Below are 17011 nucleotides of genomic sequence, written 5' to 3' on the forward strand. Positions count from 1 at the left end.
CAAGCTTCAGCTGCGTGGGGCGCCAGCGACGCAGTGTCGAGGTTGCCGATTCAGTCCGCCGATCCGCCTGCGTCCGACTGAAGCCGGCGACCGGTACTTTTTGGATAACGTATGTCTTATGTGCGGAAAACATTCAGTCGATGGTTGAGTTTTCCCCGCCGTTTGCGGCGGTGGGGACGGATAGCGAAACGCAGGCCCTGGTTGGCCGAGGAACCGCTGCGCTCGCGTCTTCTCAGCGCCGAGCAGATGGAGCAATACGGTAAGGCGCTCGCGCAGACCCATCGGGTGCAGGCCGAAGCAGGCTCGGATCTGTTGTTGGCGCGCTTGAAAGACAACGAAGGCATGCTCGACGACGCCAGCGGCTTGCTCACCCAGATGGTGCAGGACGAGGTGCGCATCACGCCCGCGGGCGAATGGCTGCTCGACAACTTCTACCTGATCGAAGAACAGATCCGCACCGCGCGCCGGCATCTGCCCAAGGGCTACAGCCGCGAACTGCCGAGTCTGAGCGAAGGCCCGCAAACCGGTCTGCCGCGGGTCTACGCGCTGGCGATGCAGGCCATCGCCCATGGCGACGGGCGCATCGATGCCGAGACCATGACCCGCTTCGTCGCCGCCTATCAATCGGTGACGCCGCTGAAGCTGGGCGAATTGTGGGCGATCCCGATCATGCTGCGCCTGGCGCTGATCGAGAACCTGCGGCGGATGTCGGTACGGGTGATGCGCGATGGCCTGGATCATCGCCGCGCCGCGGAATGGTCGAAGCTGCTTAACGACACCGCCGATCAGAATCCCAAGAATGTGGTCCTGGTCGTGGCCGACATGGCCCGGTCGGATCCGCCGATGTCCGGCGCATTCGTCGCCGAACTGGCGCGCGGGCTGCACGGCCGCACCGCGGCGCTGGCCATGCCGGTCAGCTGGATCGACCAGTGGTTGGCCGACGGCGGACACAGCGTGGAAGAACTGGTGCGCGCCGAAAGTCAGCAACAGGCGTCCGATCAGGTATCGATCAGCAACAGCATCGGCAGCCTGCGGTTCCTGGCGAACATGGATTGGCGCGAATTCGTCGAGACCATGAGCCTGGTCGACCGGACCTTGCGCGAAGACCCGCCGGGCATCTACGCGCAGATGGATTTCAACACCCGCGACATGTACCGGCACGTGGTCGAAAAGCTGGCGCGCCGCAGCGGCGTCGGCGAAACCGAGGTGGCCGCGCTCGTGCTCGGGCTGGCGCGCGCGGCCGGCGATGCGCACGGCAACAAGGCGCATGTGGGTTACTACCTGATCGACGACGGCGCCGCACTGGTCGCCGAGGCGTTGAGCGCAGCGGCCGGCGCGCGCAAGACGGTGCGGCCGCAGCGGCGCCGCTTGCCGTTGGCGGCGTATCTGCTGCCGATCGCGACGATCGCGGGCGGTTGCGCCTACGGATTGTTGTGGCAGGCGCGCGGCGAGCCGTTGGGGTTGGGCTGGATCGCCGTGTTGGCGATGCTTGCGTTCGTCGCTTTCAGCGAACTGGGCATCCACCTGGTCAACTGGCTCGCGACCGTGCTGATTTCGCCCAAGCCATTACCGCGCATGGACTACGCCAAGGGACTGCCGGCGCATGCGCGCAGTCTGGTGGTGGTGCCGACCATGATCTCCAACGCCGAGGCGGTGGAACGACTGGTGGAAGGGTTGGAGGTGCGTTTTCTCGCCAATCGCGACGCCTATCTGCATTTCGCCTTGCTGACCGACTTCCTCGACGCCGACCAGCAGAACTTGCCCGGCGACGAGTTGCTGGTGGCCCAGGCTTCGCGCCAGATCGAACGGCTCAACCAGCGCTATGCAGGCGAGCGCGGCGACGTGTTCTTCCTGCTCCATCGCCCGCGCCTGTGGAATGCGCAGGAGCGCAAATGGATGGGGCTGGAACGCAAGCGCGGCAAGCTGGCGGCGCTCAATCGCCTGCTGCGCGGCGGCTTGGGCGAGGACTTCGCGGCGGTGGTCGGCAACACCGAGGCGCTGGCCAACGTGCGTTACGTCATTACCCTGGACACCGACACGCGCCTGCCGCGCGACGCCGCGCGCGAGTTCATCGCCACCTTGGCCCATCCACTGAATCAGGCGCGGTTCGACGAGCGCCGGCGGCGGGTTACCCGCGGCTACGGCATCCTGCAGCCCAGCGTCGGCAGCGGCATGGGCGAGCGGCGCGGTTCGCGCTACGCGCGCATGTTCGGCAGCGAGGCGGGCATCGATCCTTATACGCGTACGGTCTCGGACGTGTATCAGGATCTGTTCGGCGAAGGCTCTTTCGTCGGCAAGGGCATCTACGACGTGGACGCGTTCGAATACGCGTTGGGCGAGCGCCTGCCCGACAACCGGGTGCTCAGCCACGATCTGCTGGAGGGTTGCTACGCGCGCGCCGGACTGATCAGCGACGTACGTCTGTTCGAGGATTATCCCTCGCGCTACGCGGCCGACGTGAAGCGCCGCTATCGCTGGATACGCGGCGACTGGCAATTGCTGCCGTGGGTGTTGCCGTGGGTGCCGCGCATGGGCGGCGGCTTCGAGCGCAATCCTTTGTCGTGGCTGTCGCGCGGCAAGCTGATCGACAATCTGCGCCGCAGCCTGGTTCCCGCCGCGACCCTGGCCTTGTTGATCTGGGGCTGGGCGACGCTGTCGCAGCCGCTGCTGTGGACGCTGTGGCTGCTGACGCTGTGGCTGGCGCCGATGTTGGCGCTGGCCGGCTGGGATCTGGTCCGGCGTCCGGTGGACATGGCGCTGGAGACCCATCTGGTGCAAGTGGGCACCGCGCTCGCACGTCAATCGCAGCGCGCACTGGTCAACGTGGCCTGCCTGCCGTTCGAGGCGGTCTTCAGTCTGGATGCGATCGCGCGAACGCTGTGGCGCATGATCGTGAGCCATCGCCGCTTGCTGCAGTGGAACCCGTCGAGCGAAGTCGAACGCAGCCTGGGCGACCGCTTCGGCGCGGAACTGCGCGGCATGTGGCCGGCGCCCGCGGTCGCCGTCGCCACGGCGGTGTTGCTGTGGCGGATCCAGCCGGCATCGCTGCCGGTCGCGGCTCCCTTTCTTCTGGCGTGGCTGTTGTCGCCCGGATTGATGGCGTGGCTGGGACGGCCGCCCAGGCAGCGCCATGCGGGTCTGTCGCAGGTGCAGTTGCGGTTTCTGGGCCGGCTGGCGCGACGGACTTGGGCGTTCTTCGAAACCCACGTCCGCGCCGAGGACCATTGGCTGCCGCCGGACAACTATCAAGAGCATCCCGCGCCGGTCGTGGCGCGGCGCACCTCGCCGACCAACATCGGTTTGTCGCTGCTCGCCAATCTGAGCGCTTACGACCTGGGCTACTTGCAGGTCGGCGCGCTGATGGAACGCACGCGTCTGGCGCTGGAAACCTTGCAGACGCTGCCGCGCCACCGCGGCCACTTCTACAACTGGTACGACACCGAAACCCTGCAGCCGTTGCCGCCGCGCTACATCTCCACGGTCGACAGCGGCAATTTCGCCGCGCATCTGCTGACCCTGCGCCAGGGCTTGCTGGCGCTGGCCGACGAACCACTGGTGACCGCGACGGTGTTTCAAGGCTTGGCCGATACCTGCGGCGTGCTGCAAGACAGCTCGAGCGGGACCGCGAACACCCCCGCACAGACGCAGGCACTGGCGGCCGCGCGCGAGCGGATCGACGCGCTCGCGGCGCAGCCGCCGCGGACGCCGACCACGATCGCGTCGGCGCTTTCGCAGGTCCAGGTTCTGACCGAAGCGATAGAGACGGCGTGGCGAGACGCGGGCGACAGCGATCGCGAACAAGCCGCAAGGCGATGGTCGCGCGCGTTGAGCCAGACCTGCGGCGATGCGCTTGCCGAACTGGCCGAGTTCCTGCCGACGCCGGCCCCGGCCGATACCGTGCCGGCGGACCATCCCTCGGAGCGCGCCGATGAGGAGGGCAGCAATGATGCGGCCCATCCGGACGATGGCTTCGACCTGATGCCCAGCTTGCGCGACCTGCTGCATCGCTCGGGCGACGACGCGATCGGCGAGCGCGCCCGGCGGCGCATTCGCGAACTCGAGCGCCTGGCGCACATCGCCGGGCAACTGTCGCTGATGGAGTACGAATTTCTCTACGATCGCGGCCGGCATCTGTTGTCGATCGGCTACAACGTGGACGAGCGTCGTCTGGATGCCGGCTATTACGATCTGCTGGCCTCCGAAGCGCGCTTGTGCAGTTTCGTCGCCATTGCCCAGGGACAGTTGCCGCAGGAGACCTGGTTCGCGCTGGGCCGTCTGCTCACCGAAGTCGACAGCGGCGCGACCTTGTTGTCGTGGAGCGGCTCGATGTTCGAGTACCTGATGCCGCAGTTGGTCATGCCCAGCTATCCGGACACCTTGCTGGACCAGACCTCGCAGCACGCCGTGTCGGCGCAGATCCATTACGGCCGCCAGCGCAACGTGCCGTGGGGAATCTCCGAGTCGGGCTACAACACGGTCGATACCCGCATGAACTACCAGTACCGCGCGTTCGGCGTGCCGGGACTGGGGCTCAAGCGCGGGCTCGGGCAGGATCTGGTGATCGCGCCCTACGCCAGCGCGATGGCGCTGATGGTGATGCCCGAGGCGGCTTGCGATAATCTGCAACGCCTGACCGCACTGGGCTTCGGCGGCGAGTTCGGCTTGTACGAGGCCATCGACTACACCCCCGGACGAGTGCCGCGCGGCCAGGACCATGCGGTGGTGCGCTCGTTCATGGCCCACCACCAAGGCATGAGCCTGCTGGCGCTGGACTATCTGCTGCGCGATCAGCCGATGCAGAAGCGCTTCGTCGCCGATGCCGAGTTCCAGGCGACCTTGCTGCTGCTGCAAGAACGCATCCCGCGCACCGGCGTATTCCATCCGCACGAAGCCGAAACCAGCGGCGCGCGCGCGCCGCCGCCGGCGACCGAAACCCAACTGCGGGTGTTCCGCAATCCCGCCACGGCGCGGCCGGCGGTGCAACTGCTGTCCAACGGCCGTTGCCACGGCTTGCTGAGTAGCGCCGGCGGCGGTTATCTGCGCCTGGGCGACATGGCCGTCACCCGCTGGCGCGAAGACGCCACCCGCGATCACTGGGGTGCGTTCTGCTACCTGCGCGATGTGGACACCGGCGAGTTCTGGTCGGCGACGCATCAGCCGACCTGCGTGCCGGTGGACCACTACGAGGCGATCTTCTCCGACGCCAAGGCCGAGTTCCGCGGGCGCAAGCACCGTTACGAAACCCATCTGGAGATCGCGATCTCCGCCGAAGACGACATCGAGCTGCGGCGTCTGCGCGTGAGCAACCGTTCGCGCCGTACGCGCACGATCGAGATCACCAGTTACGCCGAAGTGGTGCTGGCGCCGTCGCTGTCGGATGAGATGCATCCGGCCTTCAGCAATCTGTTCGTGCAGACCGAGATCGCGCGCGACAAGCAGGCGTTGCTGTGCACCCGCCGTTCGCGCTCGCACGCCGAAACGCCGCCGTGGATGTTCCATCTGGTCGCGGTGCACGATGCCGATATCGCTCAGATTTCCTACGAAACCGATCGCGCGCGGTTCCTCGGCCGGGGCAACACGCCGCGCACGCCGCGGGCGATGACCGGCGGGGAGACCTTGTCGGATTCGGCCGGGTCGGTGCTCGACCCGATCGTCGCGATCCGCACCCGCATCGTGCTGGAACCGGATCAGACCGCGATCGTGGATACGGTGACCGGCGTGGGCGCCGATCGCGACGCCTGCTCCGCGCTGATCGATCGCTACCGCGACCGCCGTCTGGCCGATCGCGTATTCGATCTAGCCTGGACCCACAGCCAGGTCGTGCGGCGTCAGATCAACGCCTCGCAGGCCGACGCGCAACTCTACGAACGCCTGGCCGGCTCGATGGTGTACGCACATCCGTATCTGCGCGCCGAACAGGCAGTGCTGTTGCAGAATCGGCGCGGCCAGTCGGGATTGTGGGGGCATTCGATCTCGGGCGATTTCCCGATCGTGCTGTTGCAGATCGCCGACGCGGCCAACATCGAGCTGGTGCGGCAGATGGTGCAAGCGCACGCGTACTGGCGGTTGAAAGGCCTCAACGTCGATCTGGTGATCTGGAACGAAGAGCAGGGCGGCTATCGCCAACAACTGCAGGATCAGATTCTGGGATTGGTTTCGGCCGGCCCGGAAGGCAGCGTGCTCGATCGTCCCGGCGGCATCTTCGTCCGGCCGATCCAGCAAATGTCGCAGGAAGACCGCATCCTGCTGCAGTCGGTGGCACGGGTGATCATCAGCGACGAGCGCGGCACGCTCGCCGCCCAGGTCAGCCGCCACGTGCCGGCGGCGCGCGCGGCGACCTTGCTGCATCCCGACGGCGCGCCGATCGCGGCCGAAGCGGCGACGGCGGTGGAGACCGCCAATGCGCCGGCCGATCCGGCGCCGCTGTCGGGATTGCCGACCGCGCTGATCGAAAGCGAGGACGCCTGGCCGTTCGAGCCGGTCGCCGAGGCCTTGCGCTTCGACAACGGCACCGGCGCGTTCGCGCAGGACGGGCGCGAATACGTGATCGTGTTGCGCGAAGGCGCGCCGACCCCGGCGCCGTGGTCCAACGTGATGGCCAACGCCCAACTGGGTACGGTGGTCAGCGAAAGCGCGCCGGGCTACACCTGGTTCGAGAACGCGCACGAGTTCCGGCTGACGCCCTGGCATAACGACCCGGTCGCCGACACCGGCGGCGAAGCCTTCTACCTGCGCGACGAGGACACCGGCCGGCTGTGGTCGCCGATGCCGTTGCCGTGCCGCGGCCGCGGCGCGTATCGCACCCGGCACGGTTTCGGTTACAGCGTGTTCGAACACGTCGAGGACGGCATCGCCAGCGAACTGTGGGTGTATGTCGGTCTCGACGATGCGGTGAAGTACTCGGTGCTGCGGTTGCGCAACGGCTCCGGTCGAGCGCGCAGCTTGTCGGCGACCGGTTATGTCGAGTGGGTGTTGGGCGACATACGCGCGCGTTCGCACATGCACCTGGTCAGCGAGATCGATCCGGGCAGCGGCGCCTTGACCGCGCGCAACCCGTACAACACCGAGTTCGAAGGCCGCGCCGCGTTCTTCGATACCGATGGCGAGGGCTGCAGCTACACCGCCGACCGCACCGAGTTTCTCGGCCGCAACGGCGACCTGGCCCATCCGGCGGCGCTGGCCAATCAGCGGCTGTCCGGCCGCCTGGGCGTCGGCATGGATCCGTGCGCCGCGATCCAGGTGCCGGTAACGCTGGCGCCCGGGGAAACGACCGAAATCGTATTCCGCCTGGGCGCAGGCAAGGACAGCGCGGCCGTGGCCGATCTCGCGCAGCGTTGCAAAGGCGTCGCCGCCGCTCACGACGCGCTCGACAAGGTGCGCATGCATTGGGCCCGGATACTGGGAGCGATCCGGGTGGAAACCCCGGATCCCAGCGTGGATGCGCTGGTCAACGGCTGGCTTGCGTATCAGGCGCTGGCCTGCCGCTACGTCGCACGCAGCGGCTACTACCAGTCCGGCGGCGCGTTCGGTTTCCGCGATCAGCTGCAAGACACCATGGCGACCGTGCACGCGCAGCCCTCGCTCAGTCGCGAGCATCTGCTGTTGAGCGCGGCGCACCAGTTCCCGCAGGGCGATGTCATGCATTGGTGGCATCCGCCGGCGGATCGCGGCGTGCGCACGCGCTGTTCGGACGACTATCTGTGGCTGCCGTTCGCGGCGTGCCGCTATCTGCAAGTGACCGGCGACCGCAGCGTGCTCGACGAGCCGGTCGGCTTCGTCGAAGGCCGCGCGCTCAATGCCGAGGAGGAGTCGTACTACGACCGGCCGTGGCCTTCCGATCGCCGCCAGCCGTTCTACGATCACTGCGTGCTGGCGCTGGAACGTGGGAGCCGTTTGCTCGGCGAACGCGGCCTGCCCTTGATCGGCAGCGGCGACTGGAACGACGGCATGAACCTGGTGGGCGAGGCCGGCCGCGGCGAGAGCGTGTGGCTGGGTTTCTTCTTGTACGACGCGTTGATGCAGTTCGAACCGGTCGCGCGCGAACGCGGCGATGCGGCGTTCGCCGATTACTGCGGGCGCACCGCGCTGACCTTGCGCGAGAGTCTGCAGGCCCAGGCCTGGGACGGCGAGTGGTACCGGCGTGCGTGGTTCGACGACGGCACCGCGTTGGGATCGAGCGAGGGCGACGAGTGCCGCATCGATTCGATCTCGCAGAGCTGGTCGGTGCTGTCGGGCGCGGCCGATCCGGCGCGCGCGCGCCAGGCGATGGACTCGCTCGATCGCCACTTGGTGCGCCGCGACGCGGGACTGATCCAACTGCTCGATCCGCCCTTCGATCTGACCTCCAAGGACCCGGGCTACATCCGCGGCTATGTGCCGGGCGTGCGCGAGAACGGCGGGCAGTACACCCACGCGGCGGTGTGGGCGGCGATGGCCTTCGCCGAGTTGGGCGATGGCCGGCGCGCGTGGGAGTTGGCGCGCATGATCAATCCGATCCATCACGCCGAAGACGCCGCGTCGGTCCAGCGTTACAAGGTCGAACCCTATGTTCTGGCCGCCGATGTCTATGGGGTGGCACCGCATACCGGGCGGGGCGGCTGGACCTGGTACACCGGCTCGGCGGGCTGGATGTACCGCCTGCTGACCGAATCCTTGCTGGGCCTGCGCCGCAATGGCGATCGCTTGACGCTCGCGCCCTGCATTCCGCCCGAATGGCCGGAGTACAAGCTGCGTTACCGCTACGGCGATACCGCGTATCTGATCCGGATCGTGCAAGTCGACGGCGATGGCGGCGGCGATGGCGAACCGGGCGCGAGCCGCCTCGAGCTCGACGGCGTGCCGCAGGACGGCGCGAGCTTCCCGTTGCTCGACGACGGTCTGGTCCATCGGGTCGAACTGGTCTGGCCGCGGGCGGTCGCATGAGTACCCGGCAGCAACTGGATCGCGAACTCGCGCGCCTGGAGCGGATGCTGCCGGAATGGCGCGGCACGTTGCGCCATGAGGCGCTGTTCTGGCCGCAGTTCAGAGCGCTCGTGGACCAGATCAGCGAGGGGCTGGGCCGTGCGGATCGCCGCTATGTCGAGGAGCGGATCGCACGCATGCTGACCTTGCACGGTTGCGATCCGGGCAAGCGCCATGTCGAAGGCTGGTAGCGCCGGCCGGCGGCGCAGACACGGTCGCATTTCGCCGGTCAAACAAGCGCGGTACGGGCCTTGCGGGCGATGCCGTCGCGGCTCATGCCGACCGCGCTGCCGTCGCCGATTTAACCGAATTTCACCGCGTCCGGCCGCGCGACGTTCAGTTACGCGTGCGGTTGATGCGACGCACAATAAATACGGCTTTTATGCGATTTAAACAGACAAAACACCACCGAAAACGACTATTCGCAAGCGTATGGTGCACTGCGGCTTGAGTTAGGGAAGGCGGCTCGTGATCGTCCGGTCACCGGCATCGATAGCGATGCTTGCCGGCTCGATTCCTTCCCCCGGTACCTACCGTCAGCAGAGGTCAGCAAATGTCTGAGATCGATCATGTGGCACGCCGTCGGCCCGCCTCGACGCAACGATGGGCGGGCCTGATCGCCGCGACGCTGGCGATCCTGAGCGTGGCGAGTCCGGCCCAGGCGCGCTTGCCGCCCGGCCAGGATCCCTTCTATCAGTACTCCGGCAACACGCCACTGCGCGACATCGCGCCGGGCACGGTGCTCAAGACCCGTACCGTGCCCTACCACGTGGTCGGATTCCCGCTGCCGATCAAGACCACCCAACTGTTGTATCGCTCCACCGGCCAGCTCGGACAGCCGACGGTGAACGTCACTTCGGTGATCCGGCCGCTGCTGAGCTTGGGCCGGCAGAAGCTGATCTCGTACCAGTCCTTCTACGATTCGCTCAATCCCGACGACCAGCCGTCCTACGCGATCTCCGGCGGGCTCACCCTGGGCGGGTTGATTCCCAACATCGAGACCGCGCTGATCGCGCCGTTCCTGGCGCAGGGCTACAGCATCACCATCCCCGACACCCAGGGCCAGAAAGCCAACTTCGCCGCCGGGCGCGAGTACGGCATGAATACCTTGGATTCCCTGCGCGCGACGCTCAGCTCGAGCGCGGTGGGGCTGCCCGCCGACACCAAGGCGGCGTTGATCGGCTACTCCGGCGGCGCGATCGCGACCGAGTGGGCGGCCGAGTTGGCGCCGTCGTACGCGCCGGACATGGACCGGCGCATCGTCGGTTCCTCGATGGGCGGCGTGCTGGTGCACCCGGGACACAATCTGCATTACGTCGACGGCAGCATCCTGTGGGCCGGAATCATGCCGATGGCGATCATCGGCGCCTCGCGCTCCTACGAGGTCGATCTGACGCCGTATCTCAACGATCACGGCAAGATGTTGCATGAGCGCCTGCAGAAGGCGTCGATCATCAACGTACTGGGCCAGTATCCCGGGTTGACCTGGGCCTCGATGGCCAAGCCGGAGTATCAGTCGCCGGAGACGATCCCGGCGTTCGTGGAGATCGTCAACGACCTGATCATGAGCACCGGCGGCACGCCGTCGGCGCCGATGCTGATCCGGCAGGGCGCCGCCGGCGAGTTGGAGGGCACCTTGGGCAACAAGCCGGGAATCGGCCGCGGCGACGGCGTGATGATCGCCGGCGACGTGCGCAGTCTGGCGCTCGAATACTGCGCGCGCGGAGTCAAGGTGCAGTACGGCCAGAGCGAATTGCTCAGCCACGTCGGGGCCGCCGCGGCGTGGATTCCCGAGACGCTGCTGTGGATCAACGATCGCTTCGCCGGACGGCGGGCGCCGCAGAACTGCGCGTGGATCGCGCCGGGCAATTCGCTCGCGCCGATTCCCGCGCCTTGATCCAAGCCGCCTGCCGCCGTGACGGCGGCAGGCAGGCTGCGCCGCGCGGTCAAGCTGCCGGCGTCAACCACAACAGTTGATAAGCGGCCGCGGCATCAGCGACCGCCACGGGTATCGGCGCCGCATCAGATCGAGCACCGCCAGAAACCGTTCGCGCGCGCGTGAGTTGTTGTTGCAGGATCTGGCGCGGCCTCCGACCATCGTCGAGCTCAGTCGCGCCTGCGGTTTGAACACGCTCACGCTCAAGCGCGGGTTCAAGCTGTTGTTCGGCCAGCCGGCGCACGCCTTGCATCAGCGCGAACGCATGGCCGCGGCGTGGCGTCTGATCGAGTCCGGGTTGAACCTGGGCTACGCCAATCTGAGCCATTTCGACGCAGCGTTCCGGCGCGCGTTCGGCTTGTTGCCGAGCGAGTTGCGATGGCGTTCGAAGTAACCGGGTTACGCGTCGACGGAACCGGCAGGCAGGGCTCGGCGGGAACGGCCGTCGCCCGGCGTCGTATCGGCCGACGTCCACATCGCTCCTTGCCCACGCCCGCGGCGCATCGCAGGAGGTAGAGTGGATCGCTCGCCACCACCGTCCATGGCGATGCGCCAAGGCATCGATCAAAGAGAGGAACCTGCTTGAAGCTACTGCTTGCCGGAGCGACCGGTCTGGTCGGAAGCCATGTACTGCGTCTGGCGTTGGCCGATCCCGGCGTGGAGCGGGTGATCGCGCCGGTGCGCCGAGCGCTGCCGACCCATCCCAAACTCGAAGCGCCGGTGATCGAATGGGACGCGCTGCCGCGCGATGCGCCGTGGTGGCGCGCCGATGCGGTGATCTGCGCGCTGGGAACCACGATGCGCGCGGCCGGATCGCAGCAGGCGTTCGTCAAGGTGGACCACGACTATCCCTTGGACGTGGCGCGCCTGGCCCGAGGCGCGGGCGCGGCGACCTATGCCTTGAACTCGGCCATCGGCGCCGATCCGCGATCGCGTTTGTTCTACAACCGGGTCAAGGGCGAGTTGGAACGCGAGCTCGCGAACCAGGGCTTCGTTTCGCTGACCTACGTCCGGCCCGGGATGATTTCGGGGCAGCGTCAGGAATCCCGCCCGGGCGAACGCGCTCTGATCGCGGGCCTGAGCGTGGTCGGGCCCTTATTGCCCAAACGCTGGCGGCTCAATCCCGCAGCTCGGATCGCGCAGGCTCTGCTCGATGCCGCGCGGGATGCGATGCCCGGCATCCATGTCGTCGCCTCGGATCGTCTGGTCTGACGCCCGCCGCCGATCGACCGTTGCCGCAGCCGTAACGAATCGTCGAGCACGCTCAGGAACGCTCATGCAAAATCCCATCGCCGCGGTAGATCTGGCCAAGGCCTATCGTCTGCTCAATCACGGACCGACCGTGCGGTGTCGGCCCGTCACGGTGGCGTGGACAACGTCATGGCGGCCGCGTGGGCCTGCGCCTTGGACTACGCGCCGGCCAAGTTGACTGTGGTGGTCGACAAGGCGACGCGCACGCGCGGCTTGATCGAACGCAGCGGCGCCTTCGCGATCCAGGTACCGACGGTGAGCCAGCTCGGCCTGACGCATTGGCGCGGCACCCACAGCCGGCTCGATGTGCCCGACAAGCTCACGCGCAGCGGCGTGGAACTGTTCGCTATCGATGGCCACGATCTGCCGTTCGTCGTGGGATGTTCGGGATGGCTGGCCTGTCGGCTGATTCCCGAGCCGCACAATCAGGAAACCTACGATCTGTTCATAGGCGAGGTCGTCGGAGCCTGGTCCGATCCGCGGGTGTTCGCCCACGGCCATTGGAACTTCGAACAGGCCGATCCCTCACTGCGCAGCCTGCACTACATCGCCGGCGGCCAGTTCTATGCGATCGGCGAGGGCATGAACGCCGATCCGCAGGCGAGTACGGATTGAGCGATGGCGCGCCAGGTGTTCCGCGCTGAGCGGAGCGGACGAAGAATCGGCGGCTTGTGCGGTAATTCCGTTCCTGAAAACGGCGTTACGGCATCCTGGAATTCTCGCGAATACTTCATCCGTCACACCGCCTCGGTCGAGGCGACAATCAAGGAAGGCATGCCATGAAATCGAATCAGGTCTCCATCAAAACCTTCGGCGCCACCGGCTTGCTGCTGCTGTCCGCCGCGGCGCAAGCGGGAACCGTCACCAACCCATCGGTCATCGTCAGCGACGTGTATGCGACGGGATCCCTGGCAGCGGCTCGCAACAGCCCGGACGCCACGCAATACATCGAATGCACGTCCGAAGCGAACTCCGTCTCGTCGCAAGTCGTCGCTCAATGCATGGCGCGCGATTCGGCCGGGGCCCGGCTCGAATGCTCATCGACGGATCCGAACATCATCGCCGTGGTGCAATCCATCTCGTCTTCGTCCTACCTCAGCATCACCACCGACGGCAGGGGAAAGTGCCTGCATGTCCTGGTTGCGAATTCATCGCGATTCCTGCCCTGAACAGATCGAGCCAACCCCTCGGCGAGCGGCGGCGAGTCAGAAGCTGACGGTTCGTCGTCGCACCCAGACGCCTCAGTCGACCGTCTCCGGCAGCTTCGCGATCACTTTGATCTCGAACTGAAAACCGTACAGCCAGGTCACGCCGATGCCGGTGAGCGTCGGGTGCGGGGCCTGACCCCAGTACTCGGGCAGGATCTTCCAGATGGTGTCGAACTTCGATTCGGGATCGACGATGAACACGGTCGCATCGATCACGTCGTCGAAGGTGCAACCGGCGGCTTTCAGGACCGCGTTCAAATTTTCGAACGCCAGCCGGACCTGGGCTTCCAGGTCCGGCTCGGGCGAGCCGTCTTCGCGGCTGCCGACTTGCCCGGATACGAACAGGAAACCGTTGGAGCGGATCGCCGGCGAATAGCGATTGCGTTCATACAAGGCCTGGCGCCCAGGAGGGAAAACCACGTCGCGCTTTGTCACCGATACCTCCATCAATGGGTCTGAGGCGACCCGGGTTGAACGATGGGCGGACTTTAGGCGGCGCAACCGCCCGGATAAACACGCATCTGCGGCCATCACTGTTTGTAGAATCCAAACAATCCCAAACGCCTGGAGGGCTGATGGACCGTATCGACGCGATGCAGGCATTCGCCCGGGTGGTGGAGACCGGCAGCTTCACCAAGGCAGCCGAAACGCTGCGGATGAGCAAGACCAGCGTCACCCAGCTGGTGCAGCAACTGGAGGCGCGGTTGCGGGTCAAGCTACTCAACCGCACCACGCGCAAGGTCAACGTCACCGCCGACGGTGCGGCGTATTACGAACGCGTGGTGCGGCTGCTGGCCGACATGGACGATGCCGAGACCAGCTTGTCCAACGCCTCGGCCGCTCCGAGGGGGCGGCTGCGGGTGGACGTGCCCAGTCCGTTGGCGCGCATGATCCTGATACCGGCGCTGCCGGCCTTCCACGCCCAGTACCCGGACATCCAGCTGGACATGGGCGTGAGCGATCGCAGGGTCGACCTGATCGGCGAAAACGTGGACTGCGTCGTACGCGGCGGCGAACTCACCGATCAGTCGTTGATGGCGCGCCGGGTGGGCGATCTGCAACTCGGCGTTTACGCAGCGCCGAGCTACCTCGAACGCGCCGGCACTCCCTCGCACCCGCAAGCGCTTCAGGACAGCCATCACCGCATCGTGGGTTTCCACTGGGCGCGCACCGGCAAGGTCGTTCCCTACGCCATGCAACGCGACGCGGAGAGCATCAAGGTGCAAGGCCGCTACTTACTCGCCGTCGACGACGGCAATGCCTACCTCGCCGCCGGTTTGGCCGGCATGGGCGTGCTCTGGCTACCGGACTACATGGCCAAGGCGCATTGCGAGAGAGGCGAATTGATACGTTTGTTCGAGGACTGGCGGCTCGATCCGATGCCGTTGTACCTGGCGTTTCCACCGAACCGGCACGTCAGCAGAAAATTGCGCGTGTTCATCGATTGGGTCGTCGATGTGATCGCGCGACACGCGCCGATCGCCGGTCGATACGACCCCTGATCGGTGGGCGGTGCGCTTCGGCGCGACCGCCCGGGGGCCGTGTTTGCTTGAACTTGAATTGGTGTTTGCTTGAATTGGTGTTTGCTTGAATCGGTGCTTGCTTGAATCAGCGTTTGCTTGAATCGGTGCCTGTTTGAATCGGTGCTTGCTTGAATCAGCGCTTGCTTGAATCAGCGCTCGGGTTCCCAGACGAAACTGTCGCCCTGGGCCTTGATCCTTCCCAGGCCAGGGAAGGGGAAATGCACGGCGTAGACGCGCAGGTTGCCGTCGGCGGCACGCTGCAGCAGCGCACGCCGGTGGGTCTGGGCCAGCGGCGCGTTGCGGTCGTACTGCACGGTCCATTCCGGACGCTGTACCGAGATCACGAAATGATGCGCGGTGTCGCCGATGTAGAGCAGGCGCTCGTCGCCCGATGCGATCTCGTAGGCGCTGTGCCCCGGGGTATGCCCGTCGACCGCCACCGCAGTGACCACGCCGGGAACGATCGCCGCGCCGGGCTGGAAGGTCTGGACCTTCGGTGCGATCGCGGCGACCCGCGCGGCGGCGTCGCCATCGCTCTTCATCGATTCCCATTCCGGAGCCGAGAGGTGGATCGCGGCGTTGGGGAAGGCGAGCGCGCCCGCGCCGGTGAGCAGGCCGCCGACATGATCGGGATGCTGATGCGAAATGAAGATGTCGGTGATCTGCGACGGCTCGACGCCGGCTGCGCGCAGCGAGGCCGGCAGGCGTCCGGCGCGGGCGAAGGACGCGTCGGCCGCGCCGGTGTCGAACAGCAGATTGCGTGTCCCGCTGCGCACCAGCAGCGGCTGGATGCTCAGATGCAGGACGTCGGTCGGTTGTCCCGCGGCGGCCAGCAACGCGGCGACCTGATCGACCGGCTGACCGATGGCGAACGTCTTGCCGTCGTTGGCGGTGTCGATATCGCCGTCCTTCAGCGCCACCGCGTCGAGCGTGCCGATGCGAAAGCGCAGCACGTCCGGGTTCGCGGTCTGCGGCGGCGATGAAGGCGAAGCGGTGGCGGTCGGGGCCGAAGACGGCGCCTGAGTCGGCGCGGGCTCGGACTGCGAGCATCCGCACAGCGTCGCGGTGGTCATGAGTGCGGCGACCGCGGCGGAGAAATAGATAGGGGTCACAAGGCGCTCGACAATGAAGACGGGATACGGCGGAACTCGCCGCCGATCGATGCGATGGCCATGCGAGCTTATACGCGATGCAGTCGTGCAACAAGGCGATGTCCGCTTTCGACCGGGGAGCTCGTTAGCAAGTAATGCGATCTGCGATACGCGTATCGGCCGCGGCCGCGTTCAGTGAAGGAGGCGGCGGCACGATGGGACGCAATGATCGCGCGAATCGATGCGACGACCGTCAGACGGCGATGCCGTTTGCTGCCGCGCTAGAACGGTTTCGGTCGCATCCATCGGCCAGGTCGGCGGCGTGCACGCGTTGGCCGACAGGGCGCGGTTCCCTCGTTCGAATACAAGGGTTGCAGTGGAGTTCAACGCATGGACGTCGTCGTAATCGATCCCGGCCACGGCGGAAGCCGGACGGTCGGAGGATCCAGCCCTAACAACGCCAGCGGGCCGAAGGGACTGCTGGAAAAGAACGTCACCTTGGATATCGCGCGCAGGCTCGCGCGACTGCCCGGTGCGCAGCGCCATACGGTGGTGCTGACCCGCACCGAAGACGTCAACGTGGGCTTGACCGATCGCGCCCACGTGGCGCGCGACCGCAGGGCCAGAGTCTTCGTCTCGATCCATTTCAACGGCTTCAACGCCAAGGCGCAGGGAACGGAAACTTTCGCCCACGTCGGCGCGGGCACCGGATCGCTGGATCTGGCCAAAAGGGTCCAGCGCTCGGTGCTCGCGATCACCGGGCATCCCGATCGCGGCGTCAAGCGCGAGCAGTTCGCCGTGCTCAAGCCGGCGTCGCATCATTCGGCCACCGCGGCGTGTCTGGTAGAGATCAGCTTCATGGATCTGGCGCAGGAAGAACAACGGCTCGGCGACGCGGCCTACCTCGACGCCCTCGCCGCAGCGTTGCTCCAGGCGATCGACGAGCATTTGCAAGCCGCTGCGTCCTTCGCCTTCGCCGAGATGGCCGAACCGCTGCCCGAACCCGGGGACGGCTACGAGGTGATCGTGCGCTGAGCCGGT

At 66.5% G+C, this 17011-nt stretch carries 12 protein-coding genes; 10 read left to right on the forward strand and 2 right to left on the reverse strand.

Going from position 1 to position 17011, the window contains the following annotated elements; all coding sequences use genetic code 11:
* Positions 1 to 111: 111 nt before the first annotated feature.
* The 8 genes from ACTOWJ_RS03325 to ACTOWJ_RS03360 all read left to right on the forward strand — a co-directional run bounded on the left by ACTOWJ_RS03325 (position 112) and on the right by ACTOWJ_RS03360 (position 13317).
* A complete protein-coding gene (locus tag ACTOWJ_RS03325; RefSeq protein ID WP_441333169.1) occupies positions 112 to 8922 on the forward strand; it encodes a GH36-type glycosyl hydrolase domain-containing protein in 8811 nt (2936 codons plus the stop codon).
* The gene (locus tag ACTOWJ_RS03330; RefSeq protein ID WP_441333170.1) at positions 8919 to 9152 is read left to right on the forward strand and encodes a hypothetical protein; all 234 of its coding nucleotides are present in this window, start codon (positions 8919 to 8921) and stop codon (positions 9150 to 9152) included. Before ACTOWJ_RS03325 ends, ACTOWJ_RS03330 begins: the two co-directional genes overlap by 4 nt.
* Before the next feature lie 362 nt (positions 9153 to 9514).
* On the forward strand, positions 9515 to 10858 hold the full coding sequence (locus ACTOWJ_RS03335) for a lipase family protein (RefSeq protein WP_441333171.1): 1344 nt from the start codon (positions 9515 to 9517) through the stop codon (positions 10856 to 10858).
* 166 nt (positions 10859 to 11024) lie between these two features.
* Positions 11025 to 11291 carry a helix-turn-helix domain-containing protein gene (locus tag ACTOWJ_RS03340; RefSeq protein ID WP_441333172.1) on the forward strand — a complete coding sequence of 89 codons (267 nt, stop codon included), beginning with the start codon at positions 11025 to 11027 and terminating at the stop codon, positions 11289 to 11291.
* Between the two features lie 188 nt (positions 11292 to 11479).
* The gene (locus tag ACTOWJ_RS03345) at positions 11480 to 12109 is read left to right on the forward strand and encodes an NAD-dependent dehydratase (RefSeq protein WP_441333173.1); all 630 of its coding nucleotides are present in this window, start codon (positions 11480 to 11482) and stop codon (positions 12107 to 12109) included.
* Positions 12110 to 12244: 135 nt separating this feature from the next.
* Positions 12245 to 12763 (forward strand): flavin reductase family protein, encoded by a 519-nt coding sequence (locus ACTOWJ_RS03350; protein WP_441333174.1) that lies wholly within the window; start codon positions 12245 to 12247, stop codon positions 12761 to 12763.
* A 3-nt stretch (positions 12764 to 12766) separates the two neighbouring features.
* Positions 12767 to 12931, forward strand: coding sequence for a hypothetical protein (locus ACTOWJ_RS03355; RefSeq protein WP_441333175.1), 165 nt, complete (start codon positions 12767 to 12769; stop codon positions 12929 to 12931).
* A complete protein-coding gene (locus ACTOWJ_RS03360) occupies positions 12928 to 13317 on the forward strand; it encodes a hypothetical protein (RefSeq protein ID WP_441333176.1) in 390 nt (129 codons plus the stop codon). The genes ACTOWJ_RS03355 and ACTOWJ_RS03360 overlap by 4 nt, the downstream gene beginning before the upstream one ends.
* Positions 13318 to 13389: 72 nt before the next feature.
* On the opposite strand, the gene ACTOWJ_RS03365 is transcribed toward ACTOWJ_RS03360, so the two are convergent.
* Positions 13390 to 13791, reverse strand: a complete 402-nt coding sequence (locus ACTOWJ_RS03365; RefSeq protein ID WP_441333177.1) for a RidA family protein — start codon at positions 13789 to 13791, stop codon at positions 13390 to 13392.
* Positions 13792 to 13931: 140 nt separating this feature from the next.
* Here ACTOWJ_RS03365 and ACTOWJ_RS03370 point away from each other — a divergent pair, with 140 nt between their 5' ends.
* Complete coding sequence (locus ACTOWJ_RS03370) at positions 13932 to 14858, forward strand: LysR substrate-binding domain-containing protein (RefSeq protein ID WP_441333178.1); 927 nt, start codon at positions 13932 to 13934, stop codon at positions 14856 to 14858.
* A 170-nt stretch (positions 14859 to 15028) separates the two neighbouring features.
* On the opposite strand, the gene ACTOWJ_RS03375 is transcribed toward ACTOWJ_RS03370, so the two are convergent.
* Positions 15029 to 15991: an MBL fold metallo-hydrolase gene (locus tag ACTOWJ_RS03375; RefSeq protein WP_441333179.1), complete on the reverse strand. Its 963-nt coding sequence runs from the start codon at positions 15989 to 15991 to the stop codon at positions 15029 to 15031.
* Between the two features lie 369 nt (positions 15992 to 16360).
* Between ACTOWJ_RS03375 and ACTOWJ_RS03380 the strand changes: the two genes are divergently transcribed.
* Positions 16361 to 17005 carry an N-acetylmuramoyl-L-alanine amidase gene (locus tag ACTOWJ_RS03380; RefSeq protein ID WP_441333180.1) on the forward strand — a complete coding sequence of 215 codons (645 nt, stop codon included), beginning with the start codon at positions 16361 to 16363 and terminating at the stop codon, positions 17003 to 17005.
* Positions 17006 to 17011 lie beyond the last annotated feature (6 nt).

The organism is Lysobacter sp. CA199 (genome assembly GCF_052078715.1).
Taxonomy (GTDB): Bacteria; Pseudomonadota; Gammaproteobacteria; order Xanthomonadales; family Xanthomonadaceae; genus Lysobacter.

Bases quoted from the DNA above. Each gene is read 5' to 3' on its own strand.
- ACTOWJ_RS03360 (WP_441333176.1), top strand. From the start codon at position 12,928: ATGAAATCGAATCAGGTCTCCATCAAAACCTTCGGCGCCACCGGCTTG.
- ACTOWJ_RS03370 (WP_441333178.1), top strand. From the start codon at position 13,932: ATGGACCGTATCGACGCGATGCAGGCATTCGCCCGGGTGGTGGAGACC.
- ACTOWJ_RS03330 (WP_441333170.1), top strand. From the start codon at position 8,919: ATGAGTACCCGGCAGCAACTGGATCGCGAACTCGCGCGCCTGGAGCGG.
- ACTOWJ_RS03335 (WP_441333171.1), top strand. From the start codon at position 9,515: ATGTCTGAGATCGATCATGTGGCACGCCGTCGGCCCGCCTCGACGCAA.
- ACTOWJ_RS03325 (WP_441333169.1), top strand. From the start codon at position 112: ATGTCTTATGTGCGGAAAACATTCAGTCGATGGTTGAGTTTTCCCCGC.
- ACTOWJ_RS03355 (WP_441333175.1), top strand. From the start codon at position 12,767: ATGGCGCGCCAGGTGTTCCGCGCTGAGCGGAGCGGACGAAGAATCGGC.
- ACTOWJ_RS03380 (WP_441333180.1), top strand. From the start codon at position 16,361: ATGGACGTCGTCGTAATCGATCCCGGCCACGGCGGAAGCCGGACGGTC.